We start from the raw sequence: 24,599 nt of genomic DNA, 5'->3' as shown, positions 1-24,599 counted from the left end.
CGCTCCTACAGGGGGAAAGCGATCAAATGTGGGAGCGAGCCTGCTCGCGAAAGGGCCAGTCCAGACAACACATGGCTAAGAGACCACCGGCTGACTGTACGGAAACAACAGATCCACAAACCGCTCCGCCGTCGGCTGCGGTTCATGGTTGGCCAGCCCGGCCCGTTCGTTGGCTTCGATAAATACATAGTCCGGCTGGTCAGCGGCGGACACCATCAGGTCGAGGCCGACCATGGGAATGTCCAGTGTCCGCGCGGCCCGTACCGCCGCATCCACCAGCGTCGGGTGCAGGATCGCCGTGACGTCTTCAAGCACGCCGCCGGTATGAAGATTCGCCGTGCGCCGTACGAACAGGTGCTCACCGGCCGGCAGAATGCTGCTGTAGTCGTAACCGGCGGCACGCAAGGTGCGCTGGGTTTCCCGGTCCTGCGGGATCTTGCTTTCGCCACCGGTGGCCGCTTGTCGCCGCCGGCTCTGGGCTTCGATCAATGCACCGATGGAGTGCTGGCCGTCGCCCACCACTTCGGCCGGCCGGCGAATGGCGGCGGCGACCACTTCAAAACCGATCACCACAATGCGCAGGTCCAGGCCTTCGTGGAAACTTTCCAGCAACACGCGGCTGTCGAAGTGGCGAGCGGCTTCTATGGCTTGCTGCACTTCCTCGATGGTGCGCAAATCCACCGCCACCCCTTGGCCCTGTTCACCATCCAGTGGCTTGACCACCACGCGTTGGTGTTCATCGAGGAACGCCAGGTTGTCATCGGCGTTACCCGCCAGTTGCTGCGCCGGCAAGTTCAACCCGGCGGCCTTGAGCACTTTGTGGGTCAGGCTTTTGTCCTGGCACAGGGTCATGCTGACGGCACTGGTCAGGTCGCTCAGGGATTCACGGCAACGTACCCGGCGCCCGCCATGGCTGAGGGTGAACATCCCGGCGTCGGCGTCATCGACGTGCACATCGATGCCACGACGGTGTGCTTCCTCGACTATGATCCGCGCGTAGGGGTTGAACGCGGCTTCCGGACCGGGCCCGAGAAACAGCGGCTGATTGATGCCGTTCTTGCGCTTGATGGCGAAGGTCGTCAGGTTGCGAAAACCGAGCTTGGCGTAAAGGCTTTTCGCCTGGCGGTTGTCGTGCAGCACCGACAGGTCGAGGCAGGCGAGCCCGCGACTCATGAAGTGTTCGATCAAATGCCGCACCAGCACTTCACCGACACCTGGTCGCGCACAATGCGGGTCGACCGCCAGGCACCACAGGCTGCTGCCGTTTTCCGGGTCGTTGAAGGCCTTGTGGTGGTTGAGGCCCATGACGCTGCCGATGACCGCGCCGCTGTCCTCGTCTTCGGCCAGCCAGTACACCGGGCCGCCCAGATGGCGCGGCGTCAGCAGGGTGGCATCGATCGGCAACATGCCACGGGCCTGATACAGCTGATTGATCGCCTGCCAGTCGGCATCGCTTTGCGCACGTCTAATGCGAAAACCGCGAAACACCCGGGTCGCCTGACGGTAGTCGCTGAACCACAGGCGCAAGGTATCGGACGGGTCGAGGAACAACTGCGTCGGCTCCAGCCCCAGCACTTGCTGGGGCGCGGCGACGTACAGGGCAATGTCCCGCTCGCCGGGCTGCTCGTTGAGCAACTCCCCGGCCAGGCTCGCGGCATCGGCAAAGGTGTGGCCGATCAGCAGGCGCCCCCAGCCGCAATGCACGGCAATCGGCGCCCCGCCGCGTTCACAGCGATCCTCGGCAAGACGTGCCTGCAAGCGTTCGTAGGAGGGTGACTGGCCGCGCAACAGGCGTTGGCTGAAAGCCGTGGCGTGAGATTTCATCGGTCAGATTCCTTGTTCGCTGAGCCACAGGTTCAGGGCTGCCAGTTGCCACAGCTTCGAGCCGCGCAATGGCGTCAATTGACCCTGTGGGTCGGTCAGCAGTCGATCGAGCATCGCCGGGTGGAACAGGCCGCGATCCTGACTCGGATCGAGCAGCAGCTCGCGCACCCATTCCAGCGTATCGCCCTGCAAATGCTTGAGGCCCGGCACCGGGAAGTAACCTTTCTTGCGGTCGATCACTTCACTGGGAATCACTTGTCGCGCCGCTTCCTTCAGGACTTGCTTACCGCCGTCCGGCAGTTTGAAACGCCCCGGAATCCGTGCCGACAGCTCCACCAGGCGGTAGTCGAGAAACGGCGTGCGCGCTTCCAGGCCCCAGGCCATGGTCATGTTGTCGACCCGTTTGACCGGGTCGTCCACCAGCATCACCGTGCTGTCCAGACGCAAGGCCTTGTCCACCGCCGCATCGGCACCGGGCTGAGCGAAATGGGCTTTGACGAAGTCGCCGGCGGCGTCATTCGCGGTCAGCCATTTCGGTTGCACGGTGGCGGCGTAGTCGTCGTAACTGCGGTCGAAAAACGCTTCGCGGTAAGCGGCATAGGGATCACTCGCGCCGTCCACTTGCGGATACCAGTGGTAACCGGCGAACAGCTCATCGGCGCCCTGGCCGCTCTGGACGACTTTGCAGTGTTTGGCTACTTCCCGGGACAACAGATAGAAGGCGATGCAGTCATGGCTGACCATCGGCTCACTCATGGCGCGGAAGGCGGCGGGCAGTTGTTCGATGATTTCCTTTTCGTCGATGCGCAGTTGATGGTGCTGCGTGCCGTAGTGTTTGGCGATCAGGTCGGAATACTGGAACTCGTCGCCGCGTTCGCCGCCGGCATCCTGGAAGCCGATGGAGAAGGTCGACAGATTGTCCACGCCGACTTCCCGCAACAGGCCCACCAGCAGGCTGGAATCGACACCACCGGACAGCAGCACGCCGACATCCACCGCCGCACGCTGTCGAATCGCTACCGCTTCGCGGGTGCTGTCGAGTACACGGTCGCGCCAGTCTTCGAGGCTCAAGTCCGTCTCATCGGCGTTAGGGCCGTAGGGCAGGGTCCACCAGGTTTTCTGTTCGGTGCGGCCATCGGCTTCGATGCGCATCCAGGTGGCCGGCGGCAGTTTTTCAATGCCCGCCAGCAAGGTGCGCGGTGCCGGGACCACGGCGTGGAAATTCAGGTAGTGATTGAGCGCCACGGGATCGAGGAGCGGGTTGATGTCGCCACCCTTGAGCAATGCCGGCAGGGCCGAGGCGAAGCGCAGGCGCTGGCCGGTGCGCGACAGGTACAGCGGTTTTACGCCGAGTCGGTCGCGGGCGATGAACAGGCGTTGGGCATCGCGCTCCCAAATGGCAAAGGCAAACATGCCGTTGAGTTTCGGCAGCAGCGCTTCGCCCCAGGCGTGATAGCCCTTGAGCAACACTTCGGTGTCGCCACCGGAATAGAAGGCGTAACCCAGGTTTTCAAGTTCCGTGCGCAGTTCCGGAAAGTTGTAGATCGCCCCGTTGAAGGCCAGGGACAAGCCCAGTTGCGGGTCGATCATCGGCTGCGCCGAGCCGTCTGACAGGTCCATGATTTTCAGGCGCCGATGGCCCAGGGCAACCGACCCCTGGCTATGAAATCCCCAGGCGTCGGGGCCGCGAGGGGCCAGGTGATGGGTGATTCGTTCAATGGCTGCAAGGTCTGCAGGTTGATGATCAAAACGTAACTCGCCAGCTAATCCGCACATAAATTCCTTACCGGTTTTTCCGTTGGGGAGGGTCGATCGATACCGCGTCGAAACAGCGGGTACTCAGAAAGTGACCCTCCTCGGTAAGGGGAGTTTTAGATCGATGAGTTATATGCGCGACTGACCACGGCCGAATCGCCCCATGAGGGCGACTTCGACTGCTGTATCGACTACTTGCCCCGGATCAGGCGCCGCAAGGCAAACCGGTTGGGGTGACAGGCTTCGGCCACGCTTCTGGGCAATGGCAGGGGTTCGTTGTCCAGCCAGGCTGCCAGTAGTTCTCCGGACAGCGGCGCGGTGATCAGGCCGCGCGAGCCGTGACCGCTGTTGATGTACAAACCGTCAAGCCATGGGCATTCGACGTCCGGCACCTGCCGGGCGTCCTTGCTGAGTGCTGCATACACCTGAGTGAACGCCTGGGTGTCGGCCAACGGACCGACGATTGGCAAGTAGTCGGGGCTGGTGCAGCGAAAGGCAACGCGACCCTGGAGACTTTCAGGTGCAAGTTCATCGGCCTGTAAACGCTCGACCAGATCGTGGGAAATCTCTTCGAGCATGGCCAGGTTGCCCAGGTGTTCCGCCGTAGTCGGCGCCAGGTCATCGCTCTTGAAATCGAAACTGGCTCCCAGGGTGTGTTCGCCCAAACGGGCAGGGGCGACATAGCCTTCGGCGCACACCACGGTGCTCAGGGCCTGGCTTTGCGGGGTTTGCACCAGTCGGGTGATTTGCCCGCGAATGCGTTTGAGCGGCAACTCGGCGCTCTCGGGGAAACGCCGGATTTCGGCGGCACCGGCGAGCACCACCACGGGGGCGTCGGCAAGCAAGCGCTCGCCGTCCCAGGCTTGCCAACGGCCTTCAACTTTGCGCAGCTCCAGCGCATCGTGATGGGTGAGCAGTTGAATCTGTGGATGCGCAGCCTGCCACTGGCACAACGCCGGTGGATGAACCCAGCCGCCTTCGGGATAGAACAGGCCACCCTGTGCCAGCCCGATGCCGGCCACGGCCTGTGCCTCGGGTTGATCCAGCAGGTGCAGCAAGTCCGCTGGAAACGCCGCTGCCAACTGCGCTTGACGCTCGGCTTCCTTGGCGTTGAACGCCAACTGCAACACGCCGCAATCGTCCCAGTCGCGGCCCCGTTGCAAGTGTTCGAGCAGGCGTCGGGTGTAGCCGAATCCGCTGACGATCATTTGCGACAGCGCCGTGCCGTGGGCGGATAACTTCAGGTAGAGCACGCCCTGCGGGTTGCCCGAGGCTTCCTGGGCGATGGCGTCGTGGCGCTCCAGCAAAGTCACTTGCCAACCCCGCGCGGCGAGGCTGGCGGCGCTGGCACATCCGGCCAGGCCGGCACCGATCACCAGAGCCTGGCGTTCGCCGGTCAGCGGGGCCGGCCGGGCGAACCAGGGTTTATCCAGGGCCGGGGTCGGTGTTTCCTGGGGCCAGCCGAGGAACTCGCCGCGCAGGATTTCCCATTTGTGGCCAATGCCGGGGGTGCGTTTCATCTTGAAGCCGGCGGCGTTGAGCAGGCGCCGCACCCAGCCGGTGCTGGTGAACGTGCTGATGGAGGCACCGGGGGCGGCCAGGCGCGCCAGTTCGGCAAACAGCTCGGCGGTCCACATGTCGGGGTTTTTCGCCGGGGCGAAACCGTCGAGGAACCAGGCGTCGATTCGGGCATCGAGTTGCGGCAGTTGCTCCAGTGCATCGCCGATCAGCAGGGTCAGCGTCACGCGGCCGTGGTCCAGCGTCAGGCGCTGAAAGCCCTGATGGATGGCCACGTATTGCTCAAGCAGTTGATCGGCAAACACCTTGAGTTCCGGCCACAGCGCCAGGGCCCGCTGCAAGTCGTCGGGGCTCAACGGGTATTTCTCGACGCTGACAAAATGCAACCGCGCACCGGTCGCGGCGTGTTGATCGAACACCTGCCAGGCGCACAAAAAATTCAGCCCGGTGCCGAACCCGGTTTCACCGATGACCAGCCGCCCGCCCTCGGGCAGGGCAGCAAAACGCTCCACCAGACGGTTCTGCTCAATAAAGACATAGCGGGTTTCGTCCAGCCCCGACTGGTCGGAGAAATACACATCGTCGAATACCCGCGAATACGGGCGACCTTGGTCGTCCCAGTCGAGCTGGGCGTGGGGCAATACAGGTTTCATGGCAGGCTCGGCAACGGCAAGGCCGCCATTCTAGCCGATCGACGGCGTGGTGCTTGATCCGTGGCAAGGTATGCATTAGCCGAGACCGGGAGAATCTCTGCTGGCCTTCAGTTCAATCCGCTAGTCTTGCTCACATCTGGAAGGGAGCCGCTTATGTTTGAATCCGCCGAAATCGATCACGCCATCGACAAAGAAACCTACGACGCCGAAATCCCGGCCCTGCGCGAAGCGTTGCTCGAAGCGCAATTCGAATTGCAGCAGCAACGCCGCTTTCCGGTGATCATTTTGATCAATGGCATCGAAGGTGCCGGCAAGGGTGAGACGATCAAGGTGCTCAACGAGTGGATGGACCCGCGCTTGATCGAGGTGCGTACCTTCGATCAGCAAACCGATGAAGAACTGGCGCGGCCGCCGGCCTGGCGGTACTGGCGGATGCTCCCGGCCAAGGGGCGCATGGGGATTTTCTTCGGCAACTGGTACAGCCAGATGCTGCAGGGGCGGGTCCATGGCGAGTTCAAGGATCCGCGACTGGACCAGGCGATCAATGGCGCCGAGCGCCTGGAAAAGATGCTCTGCGATGAAGGTGCGCTGATCTTCAAGTTCTGGTTTCACCTCTCGAAAAAGCAAATGAAGGCACGCCTCAAGGCATTGGCCGACGACCCGCTGCACAGCTGGCGCATCAGCCCGCTGGACTGGCAGCAGTCGCAAACCTACGACCGGTTCGTGAAGTATGGTGAACGGGCGCTGCGTCGAACCAGCCGTGACTATGCACCCTGGCATGTGATCGCCGGGGCGGATGCCCATTATCGCAGCCTGGCCGTGGGTCGGATTCTGCTGGCGGGCCTGCAAGGGGCATTGAAGCGACCGAAGATCCATCCGGAAAAGGTCAGCGCCGCGCCAGTGTTCCCCAGTGTCGATCAAGTGAACCTGATCGACAGTCTGGACCTGACCCTGCACCTGGACAAGGATGATTACGAAGAACAACTGATCACCGAGCAGGCGCGGTTTTCCGGGTTGATGCGTGACAAACGCATGCGCCGCCACGCACTGGTGGCGGTGTTCGAGGGCAATGACGCGGCTGGCAAAGGTGGGGCGATCCGTCGGGTAGCGGCAGCGCTGGATCCGCGTCAGTACAGCATCGTACCGATTGCCGCGCCAACCGAAGAAGAACGGGCGCAGCCGTATCTATGGCGTTTCTGGCGGCACCTGCCGGCCCGGGGCAAGTTCACGGTGTTCGACCGCTCGTGGTATGGCCGGGTGTTGGTGGAGCGCATCGAAGGCTTTTGCAGCCCGGCGGACTGGCTGCGTGCCTATGGTGAAATCAACGATTTCGAAGAACAGCTCGCCGACGCCGGTGTGATCGTGGTCAAGTTCTGGCTGTCGATCGACAAGCAGACGCAATTGGAGCGCTTCGAGGAGCGCGAGAAGATTCCCTTCAAGCGCTTCAAGATCACTGAAGATGACTGGCGTAACCGTGAAAAATGGGATGACTATCGTGCGGCGGTCGGTGACATGGTCGACCGTACCAGTACCGAGATTGCGCCATGGACCCTGGTGGAAGCCAATGACAAGCGCTGGGCACGGGTCAAGGTGCTACGCACCATCAACCGGGCGCTGGAAGAGGCTTTCGAGAAATCCGACCGGCATGAACGCAAGCGCAAGGACAAGAATTGAGGCCATGGTTACGCATACGCGAGGTGAATGATCGTCGCGGTCGGTGAAGCGCTGGACTTATGCTCGGTCCACTCTCAACCGATAACAACAATGAGGTATGCCATGCGTGAAGTGGTGATCGTCGACAGCGTACGGACCGGCCTGGCCAAATCCTTTCGCGGTAAATTCAACATGACCCGCCCGGATGACATGGCGGCCCACTGTGTCGATGCACTGTTGGCGCGCACCGGTATCGATCCGGCGAGCGTCGAGGACTGCATCGTGGGTGCCGGCTCCAACGAAGGTGCCCAGGGTTTCAATATCGGTCGCAATGTCGCGGTGCTCTCGCGCCTGGGTATCGGCACGGCCGGCATGACTCTCAACCGGTTCTGTTCTTCGGGCTTGCAGGCGATCGCCATTGCCGCCAACCAGATCGCTTCGGGTTGCAGCGACATCATCGTCGCCGGCGGCGTCGAGTCCATCAGCCTGACCATGAAGAGTGTCAACACCGACAACCTGATCAACCCGCTGCTCAAGGAGCAGGTGCCGGGCATCTATTTTTCGATGGGCCAGACGGCTGAAATCGTCGCGCGTCGGTACGGCGTCAGCCGTGAAGAGCAGGACCTGTACGCGCTGCAAAGCCAGCAACGTACCGCAGCGGCGCAGGCCGCCGGGTTGTTCAGCGATGAAATCGTGCCGATGGCGGTGAAGTATCGCGTCGAAGACAAGGCCACAGGTCAGGCACAGATCCTCGACGGCATCGTCGACCGCGATGACTGCAACCGACCGGACACCACCCTGGAAAGCCTGGCCGGATTGAAACCGGTGTTCGCCGAAGATGGCTCGGTCACGGCGGGCAACTCTTCGCAACTGTCCGACGGCGCGTCCATGACCCTGGTGATGAGCCTCGAAAAAGCACTGGAGCTGGGGCTCAAGCCGAAAGCGTTCTTCCGCGGCTTTACCGTGGCCGGTTGCGCGCCGGACGAGATGGGCATCGGCCCGGTGTTTTCGGTACCGAAACTGCTCAAGGCCAAAGGTTTGCGGATTGACGACATCGACCTGTGGGAACTCAACGAAGCGTTCGCCTCGCAGTGCCTGTACAGCCGCAACCGGCTGGAAATCGACAACGCCCGGTACAACTTCAACGGCGGCTCGATTTCCATCGGTCACCCGTTCGGCATGACCGGCTCGCGCCAAGTCGGGCATCTGGTTCGTGAGTTGCAGCGACGCAATCTGCGGTACGGCATCGTCACCATGTGCGTGGGTGGCGGGATGGGGGCTACGGGGTTGTTTGAGGCGGTGCGTTAAGCCTCGATATTTTTCGTTGTCTGCCAGATAGCTTTCGCGAGCAGGCTCGCTCCCACAGGTTTGGTGGCGTACACAACATTTGTGATCGCCGCTAATCACTGTGGGGGCGAGCCTGCTCGCGATGGGCTCACCTCGGTTGTAAAAAATCCCCCTCAAAGATTGCGACCCGCACAGTTTCATTCGCGGCCAGTCCAAAACTGTCCCTGTGTACGTCACCGCTCCAAGCCTAGAATGACGACTCCTGTCAGTTGGCGTTGGGGTTCACATGCACATTTCATCGGGTCGCTGGGGTTACGGTCTGTTCCTGGCCTTGTTGACCGCGTTGTTGTGGGGAATCCTGCCGATCAAGCTCAAGCAGGTGTTGCTGGTGATGGATCCGGTGACGGTGACCTGGTTTCGTCTGCTGGTGTCCGGCGGCTGCCTGTTCATTTACCTGGCGGCCACCAGGCGTCTACCCAGCCGCAAGGTGCTCGGACCTCGTGGTGGCTGGTTGGTGCTGATGGCGGTGCTCGGACTGGTCGGTAACTATGTTTTGTATCTGATGGGTCTGAACCTGCTCAGCCCCGGCACGGCGCAATTGGTGGTGCAGATGGGCCCGATCATGCTGCTGATCGCCAGCCTGTTTGTGTTCAAGGAGCGTTTCAGCCTGGGGCAGGGGATTGGCTTGCTGGTGCTGTTGATCGGCTTTGCGCTGTTTTTCAACCAGCGCTTGAGTGAGTTGCTCACGTCGCTGACGGACTACACCGCCGGCGTGCTGCTGGTGCTGCTGGCGTCCACGGTCTGGACCTTCTATGCCTTGGGGCAGAAGCAATTGCTGACGGTGTGGAATTCGCTGCAGGTGATGATGGTGATCTACCTGTTTTGCGCGCTGTTGTTGACGCCGTGGGTGCATCCGCTCGAAGCGTTGCAATTGAACCCCTTGCAGGGGTGGTTGTTGCTGGCGTGCTGTCTCAACACCCTGATTGCCTATGGCGCGTTTGCCGAGGCCCTGGCCCATTGGGAAGCTTCCCGGGTCAGCGCGACGCTGGCCATCACGCCGCTGGTGACCTTTGCCGCGGTTGCCATGGCTGCGTGGCTGTGGCCCGACTATGTGCATGCCGAGACGATCAATGGCCTGGGATATGGCGGCGCGGTGCTGGTGGTGCTGGGGTCGGCGCTGGTGGCGTTGGGGCCTTCGTTGATTGCCGGATTGAAGGCCAGAAAAGCCAAAATGGTCGTTGGCTGAAAATCTTCATCGCGCCCTTCGCGAGCAGGCTCGCTCCCACAGAGATCCAGTGTGGGAGCGAGCCTGCTCGCGAAGACGGACTTTCAATCACCGCAAAATTCAGCCCTTGGCCCCAGCCTCCAGCATGTTCTCCGGCCTCACCCACGCATCGAACTCTTCGTCAGTCAGATACCCGAGTTGCAACGCCGCCTCGCGCAAGGTCAGGCCTTCGCTGTAGGCCTTCTTGGCGATCTCCGCCGATTTGTCATAGCCGATGTGCGGGTTGAGCGCCGTCACCAGCATCAGACCGCGCTCCAGGTGTTCAGCCATTTTTTCCGCATCCGGTTCCAGGCCGGCCACGCAGTGCTGCTGGAAGTTGCTGCAGCCATCAGCCAGCAAACGGATCGATTGCAGCAGGTTATGGATGATCACCGGTTTGAACACGTTCAACTGCAAGTGACCCTGACTGGCGGCAAAACCGATGGCGACGTCGTTGCCCAACACCTGGCAGGCGAGCATCGACAGTGCTTCGCACTGGGTCGGGTTGACCTTGCCCGGCATGATCGAACTCCCCGGTTCATTGGCCGGCAGCCTGACTTCGGCGAAGCCGGCGCGCGGGCCGGAACCCAGCAGGCGCAGATCGTTGGCGATTTTCATCAGTGTCACGGCGAGGGTTTTCAGCGCGCCGGACAACGTGGTCAGCGGCTCATGGCCGGCCAGTGCGGCGAACTTGTTCGGCGCGGTGATGAACGGCAAGCCGGAGAGGGCTGCCAATTCCGCGGCGATGGCCTCGCCGAAGCCGTGGGGTGAGTTCAGCCCGGTGCCGACGGCCGTTCCGCCCTGGGCCAGCTCGCAGACCGCGGGCAGTGCACTGCGGATTGCCCGCTCGGCGTAATCGAGTTGCGCGATGAAAGCCGAGATTTCCTGACCGAAGCTGATCGGTGTCGCATCCATCATGTGGGTTCGACCGGTCTTGACCAGTTTCATATGGCGTGCGGCCAGTTCGGCCAGCCCGCCGGTCAGTTCACTGATCGCCGGCAGCAAGTGCTGCTGCACCGCCTGGACGGCTGCGATGTGCATGGCGGTGGGAAAACAGTCGTTGGAACTCTGGGAGCGATTGACGTGATCGTTGGGATGCACCGGGGACTTGCCGCCACGAGGGTTGCCGGCCAGCTCGTTGGCGCGACCGGCGATCACTTCGTTGACGTTCATGTTGCTCTGGGTACCGCTGCCGGTTTGCCAGACCACCAGCGGAAACTGGTCGTCGTGGTCGCCGGCGAGCACTTCGTCGGCCGCCTGCTCGATCAGGCGCGCGATATCGGCGGGCACGTCGCCGTTGCGATCATTGACCCGTGCCGCGGCTTTCTTGATCAGCGCCAGGGCATGCAACACGGCCAGCGGCATGCGTTCGTTGCCGATGGCGAAGTTGATCAGTGAGCGTTGCGTCTGAGCGCCCCAATAGGCTTCATCCGGGACTTCAACCTGGCCGAGGCTGTCGGTTTCGATACGGCTCATCTTGCTCACTCCTGTAGGTCCGATTGCGCAGTTTAGGCCGTGATCGACGGCCGTGGTTCCATCAGTCTGAATTTGACCATTCAACCCCTCTAAATCAGGCGCGACAAGGCTTGGGGTTGAGCGACACACTTTTTTAGGCGCAGAATGGACGCCCTTGGGGTCTTACCTCGCCAGCTAGAAAAGGAAACTCGATGACTCGTCTTCGTGCCATCTGTACCGCCGTTGCTTTGGTCTGCGCCAGCGGCCAGGTTCTTGCCGACACCGCCAGCCATAACGCCAGTGCCGAGGCTTTCCTGACCATGGCGCACGCTGACAAACTGGGCACCCCGGTGTACATGCAAGTACAGCAGATGTTTGCCCAGCGTTTCGAACAAACCAAAGCCCCTGAGTCGAAAAAAGCCGTGCTGGAAACCTACCAGGCCAAGGCCAACGCCGCTCTGGACCAGGCCATTGGCTGGAACAAGCTGAAACCGGACATGGTCAAGCTCTACACCACCAACTTCACCGAATCCGAGCTCAAGGACCTGGTTGCGTTCTACCAGTCGCCACTGGGCAAGAAAGTCCTGGAAAAAATGCCTCAGCTGACCCAGCAATCGGCCCAGATGACCCAGGCCAAGCTGGAAAGCGCGGTGCCTGTGGTCAACAAGCTGCTGGCTGACATGACCGCCGAGCTGACGCCGAAAGACGCGGCTGCTCCAGCCAAGAAAAAGCCTTAAGCGGAGTTCGGTATGACCATGCAACAACGCATCGAATCGACGCTGGCCCTGCTTCAGCCCGAGCATCTGCAAGTGCTGGATGAAAGCCACATGCACAGCCGTGGGCTGCAAACCCATTTCAAGGCGGTGGTGGTCAGCGCGCAGTTCGAAGGCCTGAACCGGGTCAAGCGTCACCAGAAGGTCTACGGCACGCTTGGCGAGCTGATGGGCGAGTTCCATGCGTTGGCTCTGCATACCTACACGCCAGAGGAATGGGCCCGGATCGACGCGGCTCCGGTCTCGCCGACCTGTGCCGGCGGCGGCAAGCACTAAACACAGGTTTTTTGTTAGAATGCCCAACGCGCCGCTAACCCGGCGCGTTTTTTTTCGCATCCGGTTCACCCCTTACGAGGGTAGCCACCTGGAGATTTACCCATGACACAACAGATTGTCGTGGCGGCACTGTATAAGTTCGTCACCCTGGAAGATTACGTCGCCCTGCGCGAGCCCCTGCTGCAAGCGATGGTCGACAACGGCATCAAAGGCACCCTGCTGATTGCCGAAGAAGGTATCAACGGCACCGTGTCCGGCAGCCGCGAAGGCATCGACGGGCTGATGGCCTGGCTCAAGAACGACCCGCGCATGGACGACATCGACCATAAAGAGTCGTACTGCGACGATCAGCCGTTCTATCGCACCAAAGTCAAACTCAAGAAAGAAATCGTCACCCTCGGCGTGGAAGGCGTGGACCCGAACAAAAAGGTCGGCACCTACGTCGATCCGCAGGACTGGAACGCCCTGATCAGCGACCCCGAAGTGCTGTTGATCGACACCCGTAATGATTACGAAGTCTCGATCGGTACCTTCGAAGGCGCCATCGACCCGAAAACCACCAGTTTTCGCGAATTTCCCGATTACATCAAAGCCAACTTCGACCCGGCCGTACACAAGAAGGTCGCAATGTTCTGCACCGGCGGCATCCGCTGCGAGAAGGCCTCGAGCTACATGCTCAGCGAGGGCTACGGTGAGGTTTTTCACCTCAAGGGTGGCATCCTGAAGTACCTCGAAGAGGTGCCGCAGGAAGAAACCAAGTGGCAGGGCGACTGCTTCGTGTTCGACAACCGCGTGACCGTTCGTCACGACCTGAGCGAAGGCGACTACGATCAATGTCATGCCTGCCGCACGCCGGTGAGCGTGGAAGACCGCGCGTCCGAGCATTACGTGGCCGGCATCAGTTGCCCGCATTGCTGGGATAAGCTGAGCGAGAAGACCCGTCGCAGCGCGATCGACCGGCAGAAGCAGATCGAACTGGCCAAGGCTCGTAACCAGCCTCACCCGATCGGCTTCAACTACAAGCAAGCATCCTCCGAGGCCTGAACCATGTCTGCGCGCCTGCTTTATGTGATGGACCCGATGTGTTCCTGGTGCTGGGGGTTTGCCCCGGTGGCCAACGCACTGGTCGAGCAGGCGCAAGCCGCGGGTGTGGATGTGCATCTGATCGTGGGTGGTTTGCGCACCGGTAGCGGTGCGGCGCTGGAGCCGACCACCCGACGCTACATCCTTGAACACTGGCAGGCGGTCACCGAAGCCACCGGCCAGCCTTTCAAGTTTGAGGGCGCGTTACCCGATGGCTTTGTCTATGACACCGAGCCTGCCTGCCGGGCACTGGTGACGGCGCGCGGACTGGCGCCGGATTGCGCCTGGAAGCTGCTCGGGCTGATCCAGCATGCGTTTTATGTCGAAGGCCGGGATGTCACCCGCGCCAGCGTGCTGGTGGAACTGGCCGAGCAAGCCGGCGTGCCGCGCATCGAGTTCGCCGCCGCGTTTGACCGCGCCGATATGCATGCCGCAACGGCGGCTGATTTCACCTGGGTCCAGGACCTGGGCATTGCCGGTTTCCCCACTCTGCTGGCCGAGCGTAACGGCCAACTGGCGTTGTTGACCAATGGCTATCAGCCGTTGAGCGAGTTGTCCCCGCTGCTCGGCCGCTGGCTGGAGCGTGCTGCCTGTGCATGACCTGCCTGATGATGTCGCACCCGCTAAACGTGTCGACCGTCTGAGCTGGGCGGAAATCCGCCGCCTGGCCCTGCATCACAAGAAATCCCTGTGGATCGCCAACGGTGTGGCCGTGCTGGCGACCCTGTGCAGCGTGCCGATTCCCTTGCTCCTGCCGTTGCTGGTGGACGAGGTGTTGCTGGGGCATGGTGATGCCGCGCTGAAGATCATGAACCACGCGCTGCCCGAAGGCTGGCAGAAGGCCGGGGGCTACATCGGCCTGATGCTGGTGGTGACCTTGACCCTGCGTTGCACCGCGTTGCTGTTCAACGTGGTGCAGGCGAAATTGTTCGCCGGGTTGGCCAAGGACATCGTCTACCGCATTCGCATACGCCTGATCGAGCGTCTCAAGCGTATCTCCCTGGGCGAATACGAAAGCCTGGGCAGCGGCACGGTGACCACGCATCTGGTCACCGACCTGGACACCCTGGACAAATTCGTCGGCGAAACCCTCAGCCGTTTCCTCGTGGCCATGCTGACCCTGGTCGGCACGGCAGGCATTCTGATGTGGATGCACTGGAAACTGGCATTGCTGATTCTGCTGTTCAACCCGCTGGTGATCTATGCCACGGTGCAATTGGGCAAGCGGGTCAAGCACCTGAAGAAACTCGAGAACGACAGCACTTCGCGCTTCACCCAGGCACTGACCGAAACGCTGGATGCCATCCAGGAAGTTCGCGCCGGCAACCGCCAGGGGTTTTTCCTCGGTCGCCTGGGGCAACGCGCCCGGGACGTGCGTGACTATGCGGTGAGTTCGCAATGGAAAACCGATGCGTCGAATCGGGCCAGCGGTTTGCTGTTCCAGTTCGGCATCGATATTTTCCGGGCCGCGGCGATGCTCACCGTGCTGTTTTCCGACCTTTCAATCGGCCAGATGCTCGCGGTGTTCAGTTACCTGTGGTTCATGATCGGTCCGGTTGAACAACTGCTGAACCTGCAATATGCCTACTACGCTGCCGGCGGTGCGCTGTCGCGAATCAACGAACTGCTGTCCCGTGCCGATGAGCCCCAATACCCGGGCGGCGTCGACCCTTTCGCCGGTCGCGAGACGGTCGGGCTGGAAGTACAAGGGTTGAGCTTCGGTTACGGTGATGAACTGGTCCTGAACCAGATGAACCTGTCCATCGCCCCCGGCGAAAAGGTTGCGATCGTCGGCGCCAGTGGCGGTGGCAAGAGCACGTTGGTGCAACTGCTGCTGGGCTTGTACACGCCGTTGGCCGGAACCATTCGCTTCGGCGGTTCGACCCAGCAGGAGATCGGCCTGGAAACCGTGCGGGAAAATGTTGCCGTGGTCCTGCAACATCCGGCGCTGTTCAACGATACCATCCGGGCCAACCTGACCATGGGCCGCGAACGCAGTGACGAGGCCTGCTGGCAGGCGCTGGAAATTGCCCAGTTGCATGGCACGGTCCGGGATTTGCCCAATGGCCTGGACAGCATCGTCGGGCGCTCCGGGGTGCGTTTGTCCGGCGGGCAACGTCAACGCCTGGCCATCGCCCGAATGGTGCTGGCCGAGCCCAAGGTGGTGATCCTCGACGAAGCCACCTCGGCACTGGACGCCGCCACCGAATACAACCTGCACCAGGCTTTGGCGCGGTTCCTGAGCAACCGCACCACGTTGATCATTGCCCACCGCCTTTCGGCGGTAAAACAGGCGGATCGGGTGCTGGTGTTCGACGGCGGGCAAGTTGCCGAGGATGGCGACCACCAGCAACTGATTGCCGACGGTGGGTTGTACGCCAAGCTGTATGGGCATTTGCAGCGGTTGTAGCGGTTGTAGCGAGGTCGCTTCAAGGTTGCAGAGCGCTGTTTCAATACTATAAAAATTCATCGCGAGCGAATTCAGTGGCCGATACTCCCTCCGGGCAAAGCTTGTCGCTTGCCGGAAGCAGGATCGCCCCCTAGTCTAGCTATAGCGATTTCGTCCGGAAGACGAGCAGACAGTGCCAATGCAAGGGACCCCATGAATCAAACGCGGACTCTCGGAACGCCACGGCTGTTGGGCATCGTCTGGCCATTTATCGCCGTTGTGGTGTTTCAAGCCTTGTTGGGCGGCGTTAGCCTTTACGTGCTGTCGGCGGTTCGCGGCTATGTTGCCGGCGAAAGTCTCTGGTCCAAGGGCCAGAAAGACGCCATCTATTACCTCAACCTCTACGCCGACAGTGGCGACGAAGCGATTTTTCGTAAATACCAGCACGCGATGTCCGTGCCCCAGGGCGGACATGAGTTACGTGTGGCACTGGACCACCAACCGCCGAATATCGAGGCGGCACGTGTGGCGATTCTCAAGGGCGGCAACCACCCGGATGACGTTTCCAGCCTGATTTGGCTGTACCTCAACTTTCGTCACTTCAGCTACCTCGAAAAAGCCATCGACCTCTGGACCGTGGGTGATGCCTATCTTGTCAAACTCGATAACGTTGCCAGGGACATGCATCGGCACATCGCTGCCGGCCCGGCTTCCAGGGCGGATGTACAGCGCTGGAGGGAGCAGATTTTCGCGATCAATGATGAGGTGACTCCGGCGGCGAAAGCCTTCAGCGATGCACTGGGGGAGGGGTCGCGGGTCATTCTTCGTCTGCTGTTGCTGACTAACCTCGCCACGGCTCTTGGATTGATCGCGCTGGCGCTGATGCGCACCCATAAACTACTCAAGCAGCGCCATGCCTTCGCCGATGCGTTGCAAGTGGAGAAAGAGCGGGCGCAGATCACCCTGCAATCGATTGGTGACGGCGTGATCACCACGGATGTTTCTGGTGCGATTGCCTACATGAACCCCGCGGCCGAGGCGTTGACCCACTGGAAGGCCGAACAGGCGACGGGGTTGCCGCTGGCGGCGCTGTTCAACCTGCTGGACGAAAATGCCCAGACCGATGGATTCACCCTGATCGAGCATATTCTCAGCGGCCAGCTCAGTGGCGGCAGTGAACACTCCAAGCTGATCCAGCGTCTGGATGGCAGTACGGTGTCGGTCACGCTGGTGGGCGCGCCGATCCGTAATGCCGGCAAAGTCAGCGGGACGGTGTTGGTGCTGCATGACATGACCCAGGAGCGGCAATACATCGCGAATCTGTCGTGGCAGGCGACCCACGACGCCTTGACCGGGCTCGCCAACCGTCGCGAGTTCGAATATCGCCTGGAACAGGCGCTGCACAACCTGACCCGCCATTCGGGTCGCCATGCCCTGATGTTCCTCGATCTGGACCAGTTCAAGCTGGTCAACGATACCTGCGGCCACGCGGCGGGCGACGAACTGTTGCGGCACATCTGCGCGCTGTTGCAATCCGGGCTGCGCGAAGGCGACACCCTGGCGCGCCTTGGCGGCGACGAATTCGGCATCCTGCTGGAAAACTGCGCACCGGAAGCGGCGGAGAAAATTGCCGAAAGCCTGCGCCAGACTGTGCAGAATCTGCATTTTGTCTGGAAGGGCCGGCCTTTCGTGACCACTGTCAGTATCGGGCTGGTCCATGTCGCGCAGAATCCGACGACGCTTGAAGCCTCGCTGCGTGCTGCCGACATGGCGTGCTACATGGCCAAGGAAAAGGGGCGTAATCGGGTCCAGGTCTATCATCCGGATGACTCGGAATTGTCTCTGCGCTTCGGCGAAATGGCCTGGGTGCAGCGTTTGCACATGGCGCTGGAGGAAGACCGCTTTTGCCTGTACGCCCAGGAAATTGTGCCCTTGGGTCATGTCGAACAGGGCGGCGGGCACATTGAGATTCTGCTGCGATTGCATGATGAAGCCGGGCGGATGATCCTGCCCGACAGCTTCATTCCGGCTGCCGAGCGTTATGGCTTGATGAGCTCGCTCGATCGTTGGGTGGTGCAGAACGTGTTCAAGATCATTGCCCAATGCAGGGCCGAGCAAGGCCATGGGCCGCTGGCCATGTGTGCGATCAATCTGTCAGGCACGACCATTGGGGATGAGGCATTCCTGGACTTCCTGCGCGAACAGTTTGTGACGTATTCGATTCCGCCTGAAATGATTTGTTTTGAAATTACTGAAACCAGTGCTATTTCAAATCTTGGCAGCGCCATTCGATTCATTAATGAACTCAAAGGCTTAGGATGCTATTTTTCACTGGATGACTTTTGTGCCGGAATGTCCTCATTCGCGTACCTGAAACATTTGCCTGTAGACTTCCTGAAGATCGATGGGAGTTTCGTAAAGGATATGCTGGACGACCCGATCAACCGCGCCATGGTCGAAGTGATCAACCACATTGGCCATGTGATGGGTAAGCGCACGATTGCCGAGTTTGTCGAAACGCCCCAGATCGAGCAGGCATTGCTGGAGATCGGGGTGGATTACGCTCAAGGGTATGTGATTGAACGCCCGCATCTGTTTACCTTTGATAGCCTGCTAAGCCGTCCCGCCAGGCCTCAGCCGCTGTTGTTCAAGGCCCCTGGCACGTTCCGTTGAAACTCCTGCCGGTCTTACAATCACAATCAAAAGGAGCTCGACAGTGATCGATACATTCAACCGAACCGGACCGCTCATGGAAGCTGCAAGTTACCCTGCCTGGGCCCAGCGCCTGATCCAGGATTGCAGCGAGAGCAAGCGCCGGGTTGTCGAACACGAACTGTACCAACGCATGCGAGACAACAAACTCAGTGCGAAGACCATGCGCCAGTACCTGATCGGTGGCTGGCCGGTGGTCGAACAGTTCGCGTTGTATATGGCACAAAACCTGACCAAGACCCGCTTTGCCCGTCATCCCGGCGAAGACATGGCCCGTCGCTGGCTGATGCGTAACATCCGCGTCGAACTGAACCACGCCGATTACTGGGTGCACTGGAGTCGCGCGCACGGTGTCAGCCTGGAAGAGTTGCAGGCTCAGCAGGTTCCACCCGAGCTTCACGCCCTGAGCCATTGGTGCTGGCACACCAGTTCCGCCGACTCGCTGATCGTTGCGATTGCCGCCACCAACTACGCGATCGAAGGGGCGACCGGGGAATGGTCGGCGGTCGTGTGTTCCAACGGTGTCTACGCCGCCTCGTTCCCCGAGGAAGATCGCAAGCGGGCGATGAAATGGCTGAAGATGCATGCGCAGTATGACGATGCCCATCCATGGGAAGCCCTGGACATCATCTGCACACTGGCAGGTACCAACCCGAGCAAATCCCTGCAGGTGGAGCTGCGTCAGGCTGTTTGCAAGAGCTACGACTATATGTACCTGTTTCTCGAACGTTGCATGCAAATGGAACACGCAGAGCGGGCACCGGTCGTGCGTGAGCGGATGGCATTGGTCGAAAGCTGATTCAATCGCTGCTTGAAAAACAACTGTGGGAGCGAGCCTGCTCGCGAATACGGACTGTCAGTCAACATCATCGTTGAAAGTCAGATCCCATTCGCGAGCAAACCTGCTCCCACATTGTTTTGTGTCGTGGCTGAACAATCAGCCCGCCATTTCCAGCCGGTTACGACCTTCGCGCTTGGCCACATACAATGCGCTGTCTGCCCGCCGCAACAGGCTTTCGGCAGACTCGCCGGGCAACAGGGTCGAACAGCCTAGGCTGACCGTCAGCAGGATCTTGTGGCTATTGGCCAGGTACTCTTCAGACTGCACTGCAAACCGCAGCCGCTCACCGACCATGGCCGCGGCCTCGCGACAGGTATTCGACAGCAGGATCAGGAACTCCTCGCCGCCATAGCGGAACACCATGTCCACGTTGCGCAGCTGGTTTTTGATCGAGGCAGCGACCGCCTTGAGCACGTCATCGCCAGTGCTGTGGCCGTGGGTATCATTAACCAGCTTGAAATGATCGATGTCCAGCATCAGCACCGACAACGGTTGCAGGTGGCGCCGGGACAGCTCGATTTCCCTTTGCAGTGTCTGGTCCATGGCGATGCGGTTACCGGCGCCCGTCAGCGGGTCGCGCAGTGCGCTTTGGGTAGCGGTACGGTACAGCAGCGCATTGCGCATCGGGAAAAGCAGCGCGGCCAGCAGTGATTCGAGATTGCCCTGTTCCTGTTCGCTGAAACGCTGATTGCGGCGGAAAATCAGCTCACCCAGGTGTTCGCCTTCGTGGCTGAGGCTGTAATTGAGGGAATGGTGGCCACGCTGGCCGAACTCCAGACGCAAGTCACTGCTCTTGTGCTGGTAGCACAAGGCGTCCAATGGCACCAACCGCTGAATCTCGCGATAGAAAGTCCCAAGAATGCGTTGCGGCTCCAGACTGGTTTGCAGCTGCAGGCACAATTGCTGGCGCAATTGCGCAAGACTGACAGGTCTTTCCAGAAGGGGCGGCTGCTGACCAAAGCCCAGGCGTTGCAATTTGGCGCTATCGAAGTCAATTGCGTTGGTCTGGGAAGGTGGTTTCATAAGGCGTTCGCCCCTAAGCAGTAAGGCTGTCTTACAAGCAGGGTGAGAGCGGCTTAGGGCTGCGCGTCGTACTGGTCCGTCAGTCCCGTAGGACATTTCGTACAAGTTTAATCCGCTTTGTAGAAGAAGAGTAATCTCTGGACTCAAGCTTCACCCCCGTCTGCTTTCACGTTACGTGTCTGAGCAAACTTAGAGCGAAAGTCGTGCCATTCGGTTCATCCGAATAAAAGTTGTTTTGAATCAATTAGTTGATTGTCGTCTGCTACCTGGGTGACGTAGGGTGTGACGTTTGTTTGACAGGTGCCTGGTTCGAATCCTGAAGCCTTCGAGTGCCGCGACAGGAAGCTGGCGCGGCACCAAAAAGCGACGTACGGTTGTTACTGGGCGTTGAACGCCTGGCCATTGATGCCCGTGCTGTCCGGGCCCATCAGGTAGAGGTAGACCGGCATGATCTCCTCGGGCGTCGGGTTGTTCAGGGGGTTTTCACCCGGGTAAGCCTGGGCGCGCATGCTGGTGCGGGTGGCGCCGGGGTTGATGCTGTTGGAGCGTACCGGGGCCACGGTGTCGACTTCGTCAGCCAGGGTCTGCATCAGGCCTTCGGTGGCGAATTTGGAGACGCCGTAAGCGCCCCAGTACGCACGTCCCTTGCGGCCGACGCTGCTGGAAGTGAACACCACCGAAGCATCCTGCGACAGCTTGAGCAGCGGCAGCAGTGTGCTGGTGAGCATGAACATGGCATTGACGTTGACTTGCATGACCCGCATGAAGTTTTCGCCGGAAAGCTGCTCGATCGGCGTGCGCGGGCCGATGATCGAAGCATTGTGCAGCAGACCGTCGAGATGCCCGAATTCGCTTTCGATCATCGCTGCCAACTCATCGTATTGATGGGGCAGGGCGGTTTCGAGGTTGAAGGGGATGACTGCCGGTTGTGGATGGCCGGCGGCTTCGATCTCGTCGTAGACCTGGGTCAGGTTGGCTTCGGTCTTGCCCAGCAGCAGCACGGTTGCGCCGTGTGCCGCGTAGGTTTTTGCCGCTGCGGCGCCGATGCCGCGTCCTGCGCCGGTGACCAGAATGACCCGATCCTTGAGCAGTTCGGGGCGGGCGGAATAATCAAACATAAAAAACCTCAACAAATTTAGAAGACTGGCGCCGCCCCTGTAGGAGCGAGCCTGCTCGCGATGGTCGTCAACGATTACACGTAAAACCTGACACCCAGCGGCGTTCTCAGGTTTTTCGCGAGCAAGCTCGCTCCTACAAAAAACAGGTTCAGCAACTGCAAAGCGCGCTATCGAGCACCTTGCGCAACTCCAGTGGATGATCGACCACCACGTCCGCCCCCCAATGCCGCGGATTGTCATCCGGGTGGATATAGCCGAAGGTCACGGCGGCAGTCTTGGTGCCGGCATCGCGGCCCGACTCGATGTCGCGCAGGTCATCGCCGACGAACAGCACGCTGGCCGGGTCCAGGTCGAGCATCTTGCAGGCCAGGATCAGCGGCTCGGGATCCGGTTTGCTGTTCTTCACATGATCGGGGCAGATCAGCAGCGCCGAGCGTTCAGCCAGCCCCAGCTGTTGCATGATCGGCTCGGCGAAGCGCAGCGGCTTGTTGGTGACCACGCCCCAGATCAGGTTGGCCTTCTCGATGTCCGCCAGCAGTTCGCCCATGCCGTCGAACAGCTTGCTGTGGACTGCACAACCGACGAGGTAGCGCTCCAGGAACTCCAGGCGCAGTTCCTCGAACCCCGGCGATTCCGGGTCCATGGAGAAGGTCACCGCGACCATCGCCTTGGCACCGCCGGAAATCTCGTCGCGGATGTGCTTATCGTTCATCGGTGGCAAGCCGCGGTCGGCACGCATCGCCTGACAGATCGCAATGAAGTCCGGCGCGGTGTCGAGCAGGGTGCCGTCCATGTCGAAAAGAACTGCTCTGATTGGCATCGGCTTACTCCTCGCGCAGGGTCTGGATCATGTAGTTGACGTCCACGTCGGCCGCCAGTTTGTAGTGCTTGGTCAGCGGGTTGTAGGTCAGGCCGATGATGTCCTTGACGGTCAGACCGGCCATGCGGCTCCAGGCGCCGAGTTCGGAAGGGCGGATGAATTTCTTGAAGTCGTGGGTGCCGCGCGGCAGCAGCTTCATGATGTATTCGGCGCCGACGATGGCGAACAAGTACGCCTTCGGATTGCGGTTGATGGTGGAGAAGAACACCTGGCCGCCGGGCTTGACCATGCGGAAGCAGGCACGGATGACCGACGACGGGTCCGGTACGTGCTCAAGCATTTCCAGGCAGGTGACCACGTCGAACTGCTCGGGCATTTCCTCGGCCAGGGCTTCAGCGGTGATCTGCCGGTATTCGACGTTCACGCCCGACTCCAGCTGATGCAACTGGGCAACCGCCAACGGCGCTTCGCCCATGTCGATGCCCATCACGGTCGCGCCGCGCTGAGCCATGGCTTCGCTGAGGATGCCGCCGCCGCAACCGACGTCGAGGACCTTCTTGCCGGCCAGGTTGACCCGCTCGTCAATCCAGTTGACCCGCAGCGGGTTGATGTCGTGCAGCGGTTTGAATTCGCTTTCGCGGTCCCACCAGCGATGGGCCAGGGCCTCGAATTTGGCGATTTCGGCGTAGTCGACGTTGCTCATGGTTTAAGTCCTCTAAAACTTGAAAAATCCTGTTGCCCCGGATTGTGCTCCAGGGTGCTTACGATTCGGTGCGGCCACTGATGCGCTGGCCCCAGGCCTTGGCGACAGTGCCAAGCTGTTGTTCATCCAGGCGTGTCAGGCGACGGTCGTCGAGCAACTGCTTGCCCGCAACCCAAAGGTGTTTCACGCAGTCCCGGCCGGTGGCATATATAAGCTGCGAAACCGGGTCGTAGACCGGCTGCTGGGCCAGGCCGGAGAGGTCGAAAGCCACCATGTCCGCGGCCTTGCCGACTTCCAGCGAGCCGGTTTCGGCCTCGATACCCAGCGCCCGGGCACCGTTGAGGGTGGCCATGCGCAAGGCACGATGGGCATCCAGCGCGGTGGCCGAGCCGGCGACAGCCTTGGCCAGCAGGGCCGCGGTGCGGGTTTCGCCGAGCAGGTCCAGGTCATTGTTGCTGGCTGCGCCATCAGTGCCGATCGCGACATTGACCCCGGCCTGCCACAAACGCTCGACCGGGCAGAACCCGCTGGCCAGCTTCAGGTTCGACTCCGGGCAATGAATCACATTGCTGTTGCTTTCTACCAGCAGCGCCAGGTCGTCTTCGCTGATCTGGGTCATGTGAACCGCCTGGAAGCGTGGTCCCAGCAAGCCCAGGCGCGCCAGTCGGGCCAGCGGTCGTTCACCGCGTTGCTCGACCGATTGCTGCACTTCGAAAGCGGTTTCATGTACGTGCATGTGAATCGAAGCGTCCAGTTCTTCGGCAATTACCCGGATTTTTTCCAGGTTTTCGTCGCCCACGGTGTAGGGTGCATGGGGGCCGAAGGTGACTTTGATGCGCTCGTGGTGCTTGAGATCGCCAAACAGCTCGACGCCCTGACGAATGGCTTCGTCCGCCGTAGCGGCGCCCGGAATAGGGAAGTCGAGGATCGGGATTGCGATCTGCGCGCGAATGCCGCTGTTGTGCACGCGCTCACTGGCAACCTTCGGGAAGAAGTACATGTCAGAGAAACAGGTGATGCCGCCTTTGATTTGCTCGGCGATGGCAAGGTCGGTGCCGTCGCGCACGAAATCTTCGTTGACCCATTTGGCCTCGGCGGGCCAGATATGGTTTTCCAGCCAGGTCATCAATGGCAGGTCATCGGCCAGGCCGCGAAACAGTGTCATCGCCGCGTGCCCGTGGGCATTGATCAGTCCGGGGCTGAGCAGCATGTCGGGCAATTCGCGGGTTTCGGTTGCGTTAAGCTTCAGAGCGGCGGAACGTGGGCCGATAAACACGATGCGTCCATCACGGATGCCCACGCCATGTTCCTTGAGGACAACACCAGCGGGTTCGACGGGTACCAGCCAGGTCGGCAGCAATAACAGGTCGAGCGCAGCGGCAGTGTTCGGCATCGAGGGTCGGTTCCAGTGCTTTTGTATAGGATGGCGAAGTATACCCGAGCGTCTTCGCG

Annotated in this window: 19 protein-coding genes; 10 read left to right on the top strand and 9 right to left on the bottom strand. The window is 60.8% G+C overall.

The genetic code is table 11. The features are described from left to right. Positions 1–75 precede the first annotated feature (75 nt). The 3 genes from ngg to mnmC all read right to left on the bottom strand — a co-directional run bounded on the left by ngg (position 76) and on the right by mnmC (position 5,750). Positions 76–1,824 (bottom strand): N-acetylglutaminylglutamine synthetase, encoded by a 1,749-nt coding sequence (ngg, locus tag ACM6J5_RS17245; RefSeq protein WP_095943981.1) that lies wholly within the window; start codon positions 1,822–1,824, stop codon positions 76–78. A gap of 3 nt (positions 1,825–1,827) precedes the next feature. Beyond that, the gene (locus ACM6J5_RS17240) at positions 1,828–3,600 is read right to left on the bottom strand and encodes an N-acetylglutaminylglutamine amidotransferase (RefSeq protein ID WP_414929027.1); all 1,773 of its coding nucleotides are present in this window, start codon (positions 3,598–3,600) and stop codon (positions 1,828–1,830) included. Positions 3,601–3,770: 170 nt separating this feature from the next. Beyond that, on the bottom strand, positions 3,771–5,750 hold the full coding sequence (gene mnmC, locus ACM6J5_RS17235) for a bifunctional tRNA (5-methylaminomethyl-2-thiouridine)(34)-methyltransferase MnmD/FAD-dependent 5-carboxymethylaminomethyl-2-thiouridine(34) oxidoreductase MnmC (protein ID WP_095943979.1): 1,980 nt from the start codon (positions 5,748–5,750) through the stop codon (positions 3,771–3,773). A gap of 153 nt (positions 5,751–5,903) precedes the next feature. On the opposite strand from mnmC, the gene pap reads away from it, so the two are divergent. The 3 genes from pap to ACM6J5_RS17220 all read left to right on the top strand — a co-directional run bounded on the left by pap (position 5,904) and on the right by ACM6J5_RS17220 (position 9,936). Beyond that, positions 5,904–7,424, top strand: coding sequence for a polyphosphate:AMP phosphotransferase (gene pap / locus ACM6J5_RS17230; protein ID WP_095943978.1), 1,521 nt, complete (start codon positions 5,904–5,906; stop codon positions 7,422–7,424). 102 nt (positions 7,425–7,526) lie between these two features. Next, on the top strand, positions 7,527–8,711 hold the full coding sequence (locus ACM6J5_RS17225) for a thiolase family protein (RefSeq protein WP_414929026.1): 1,185 nt from the start codon (positions 7,527–7,529) through the stop codon (positions 8,709–8,711). Between the two features lie 265 nt (positions 8,712–8,976). Next, positions 8,977–9,936: a DMT family transporter gene (locus ACM6J5_RS17220; protein ID WP_095943976.1), complete on the top strand. Its 960-nt coding sequence runs from the start codon at positions 8,977–8,979 to the stop codon at positions 9,934–9,936. Positions 9,937–10,035: 99 nt separating this feature from the next. Here the strand turns inward: ACM6J5_RS17220 and ACM6J5_RS17215 are convergent, their stop codons facing one another. Continuing rightward, complete coding sequence (locus tag ACM6J5_RS17215; protein WP_008048978.1) at positions 10,036–11,430, bottom strand: class II fumarate hydratase; 1,395 nt, start codon at positions 11,428–11,430, stop codon at positions 10,036–10,038. A 191-nt stretch (positions 11,431–11,621) separates the two neighbouring features. Here ACM6J5_RS17215 and ACM6J5_RS17210 point away from each other — a divergent pair, with 191 nt between their 5' ends. The 7 genes from ACM6J5_RS17210 to ACM6J5_RS17180 all read left to right on the top strand — a co-directional run bounded on the left by ACM6J5_RS17210 (position 11,622) and on the right by ACM6J5_RS17180 (position 19,441). Further along, positions 11,622–12,146, top strand: a complete 525-nt coding sequence (locus ACM6J5_RS17210; RefSeq protein ID WP_007997268.1) for a DUF2059 domain-containing protein — start codon at positions 11,622–11,624, stop codon at positions 12,144–12,146. A 12-nt stretch (positions 12,147–12,158) separates the two neighbouring features. Next, positions 12,159–12,458: a BolA family protein gene (locus ACM6J5_RS17205; RefSeq protein ID WP_414929025.1), complete on the top strand. Its 300-nt coding sequence runs from the start codon at positions 12,159–12,161 to the stop codon at positions 12,456–12,458. Positions 12,459–12,560: 102 nt separating this feature from the next. Beyond that, positions 12,561–13,502, top strand: coding sequence for a rhodanese-related sulfurtransferase (locus tag ACM6J5_RS17200; protein WP_046042587.1), 942 nt, complete (start codon positions 12,561–12,563; stop codon positions 13,500–13,502). Positions 13,503–13,538: 36 nt separating this feature from the next. After that, positions 13,539–14,141, top strand: a complete 603-nt coding sequence (locus ACM6J5_RS17195; protein ID WP_414929098.1) for a DsbA family protein — start codon at positions 13,539–13,541, stop codon at positions 14,139–14,141. Further along, positions 14,134–15,951, top strand: coding sequence for an ABC transporter ATP-binding protein (locus ACM6J5_RS17190; RefSeq protein WP_414929024.1), 1,818 nt, complete (start codon positions 14,134–14,136; stop codon positions 15,949–15,951). Before ACM6J5_RS17195 ends, ACM6J5_RS17190 begins: the two co-directional genes overlap by 8 nt. Before the next feature lie 192 nt (positions 15,952–16,143). Continuing rightward, positions 16,144–18,603, top strand: coding sequence for an EAL domain-containing protein (locus tag ACM6J5_RS17185; protein WP_095943973.1), 2,460 nt, complete (start codon positions 16,144–16,146; stop codon positions 18,601–18,603). 76 nt (positions 18,604–18,679) lie between these two features. Beyond that, complete coding sequence (locus ACM6J5_RS17180) at positions 18,680–19,441, top strand: TenA family transcriptional regulator (RefSeq protein ID WP_414929023.1); 762 nt, start codon at positions 18,680–18,682, stop codon at positions 19,439–19,441. Between the two features lie 138 nt (positions 19,442–19,579). Here the strand turns inward: ACM6J5_RS17180 and ACM6J5_RS17175 are convergent, their stop codons facing one another. The 5 genes from ACM6J5_RS17175 to ACM6J5_RS17155 form a co-directional block, all read right to left on the bottom strand. Continuing rightward, positions 19,580–20,506, bottom strand: a complete 927-nt coding sequence (locus tag ACM6J5_RS17175; RefSeq protein ID WP_414929022.1) for a GGDEF domain-containing protein — start codon at positions 20,504–20,506, stop codon at positions 19,580–19,582. A 377-nt stretch (positions 20,507–20,883) separates the two neighbouring features. After that, the gene (locus tag ACM6J5_RS17170) at positions 20,884–21,624 is read right to left on the bottom strand and encodes a YciK family oxidoreductase (protein ID WP_007999919.1); all 741 of its coding nucleotides are present in this window, start codon (positions 21,622–21,624) and stop codon (positions 20,884–20,886) included. Positions 21,625–21,772: 148 nt separating this feature from the next. Further along, a complete protein-coding gene (mupP, locus tag ACM6J5_RS17165) occupies positions 21,773–22,444 on the bottom strand; it encodes an N-acetylmuramic acid 6-phosphate phosphatase MupP (protein ID WP_057713765.1) in 672 nt (223 codons plus the stop codon). 4 nt (positions 22,445–22,448) lie between these two features. After that, a complete protein-coding gene (gene ubiG, locus ACM6J5_RS17160) occupies positions 22,449–23,147 on the bottom strand; it encodes a bifunctional 2-polyprenyl-6-hydroxyphenol methylase/3-demethylubiquinol 3-O-methyltransferase UbiG (protein WP_007985381.1) in 699 nt (232 codons plus the stop codon). Between the two features lie 58 nt (positions 23,148–23,205). Beyond that, the gene (locus ACM6J5_RS17155) at positions 23,206–24,540 is read right to left on the bottom strand and encodes a TRZ/ATZ family hydrolase (RefSeq protein ID WP_414929021.1); all 1,335 of its coding nucleotides are present in this window, start codon (positions 24,538–24,540) and stop codon (positions 23,206–23,208) included. Between the last annotated feature and the right edge of the window lie 59 nt (positions 24,541–24,599).

Source organism: Pseudomonas sp. IT-P74, from assembly GCF_949768175.1.
In the GTDB taxonomy this organism is placed as follows: domain Bacteria; phylum Pseudomonadota; class Gammaproteobacteria; order Pseudomonadales; family Pseudomonadaceae; genus Aquipseudomonas.
This window is presented reverse-complemented; position numbering and strand designations above follow the sequence as displayed.

Excerpts from the sequence above, each read along its gene's own strand:
- ngg (WP_095943981.1), bottom strand. The coding sequence starts at position 1,824 with ATGAAATCTCACGCCACGGCTTTCAGCCAACGCCTGTTGCGCGGCCAG.
- ACM6J5_RS17240 (WP_414929027.1), bottom strand. The coding sequence starts at position 3,600 with ATGTGCGGATTAGCTGGCGAGTTACGTTTTGATCATCAACCTGCAGAC.
- mnmC (WP_095943979.1), bottom strand. The coding sequence starts at position 5,750 with ATGAAACCTGTATTGCCCCACGCCCAGCTCGACTGGGACGACCAAGGT.
- pap (WP_095943978.1), top strand. The coding sequence starts at position 5,904 with ATGTTTGAATCCGCCGAAATCGATCACGCCATCGACAAAGAAACCTAC.
- ACM6J5_RS17225 (WP_414929026.1), top strand. The coding sequence starts at position 7,527 with ATGCGTGAAGTGGTGATCGTCGACAGCGTACGGACCGGCCTGGCCAAA.
- ACM6J5_RS17220 (WP_095943976.1), top strand. The coding sequence starts at position 8,977 with ATGCACATTTCATCGGGTCGCTGGGGTTACGGTCTGTTCCTGGCCTTG.
- ACM6J5_RS17215 (WP_008048978.1), bottom strand. The coding sequence starts at position 11,430 with ATGAGCCGTATCGAAACCGACAGCCTCGGCCAGGTTGAAGTCCCGGAT.
- ACM6J5_RS17210 (WP_007997268.1), top strand. The coding sequence starts at position 11,622 with ATGACTCGTCTTCGTGCCATCTGTACCGCCGTTGCTTTGGTCTGCGCC.
- ACM6J5_RS17205 (WP_414929025.1), top strand. The coding sequence starts at position 12,159 with ATGACCATGCAACAACGCATCGAATCGACGCTGGCCCTGCTTCAGCCC.
- ACM6J5_RS17200 (WP_046042587.1), top strand. The coding sequence starts at position 12,561 with ATGACACAACAGATTGTCGTGGCGGCACTGTATAAGTTCGTCACCCTG.
- ACM6J5_RS17195 (WP_414929098.1), top strand. The coding sequence starts at position 13,539 with ATGTGTTCCTGGTGCTGGGGGTTTGCCCCGGTGGCCAACGCACTGGTC.
- ACM6J5_RS17185 (WP_095943973.1), top strand. The coding sequence starts at position 16,144 with ATGAATCAAACGCGGACTCTCGGAACGCCACGGCTGTTGGGCATCGTC.
- ACM6J5_RS17180 (WP_414929023.1), top strand. The coding sequence starts at position 18,680 with ATGGAAGCTGCAAGTTACCCTGCCTGGGCCCAGCGCCTGATCCAGGAT.
- ACM6J5_RS17175 (WP_414929022.1), bottom strand. The coding sequence starts at position 20,506 with ATGAAACCACCTTCCCAGACCAACGCAATTGACTTCGATAGCGCCAAA.
- ACM6J5_RS17170 (WP_007999919.1), bottom strand. The coding sequence starts at position 21,624 with ATGTTTGATTATTCCGCCCGCCCCGAACTGCTCAAGGATCGGGTCATT.
- mupP (WP_057713765.1), bottom strand. The coding sequence starts at position 22,444 with ATGCCAATCAGAGCAGTTCTTTTCGACATGGACGGCACCCTGCTCGAC.
- ubiG (WP_007985381.1), bottom strand. The coding sequence starts at position 23,147 with ATGAGCAACGTCGACTACGCCGAAATCGCCAAATTCGAGGCCCTGGCC.
- ACM6J5_RS17155 (WP_414929021.1), bottom strand. The coding sequence starts at position 24,540 with ATGCCGAACACTGCCGCTGCGCTCGACCTGTTATTGCTGCCGACCTGG.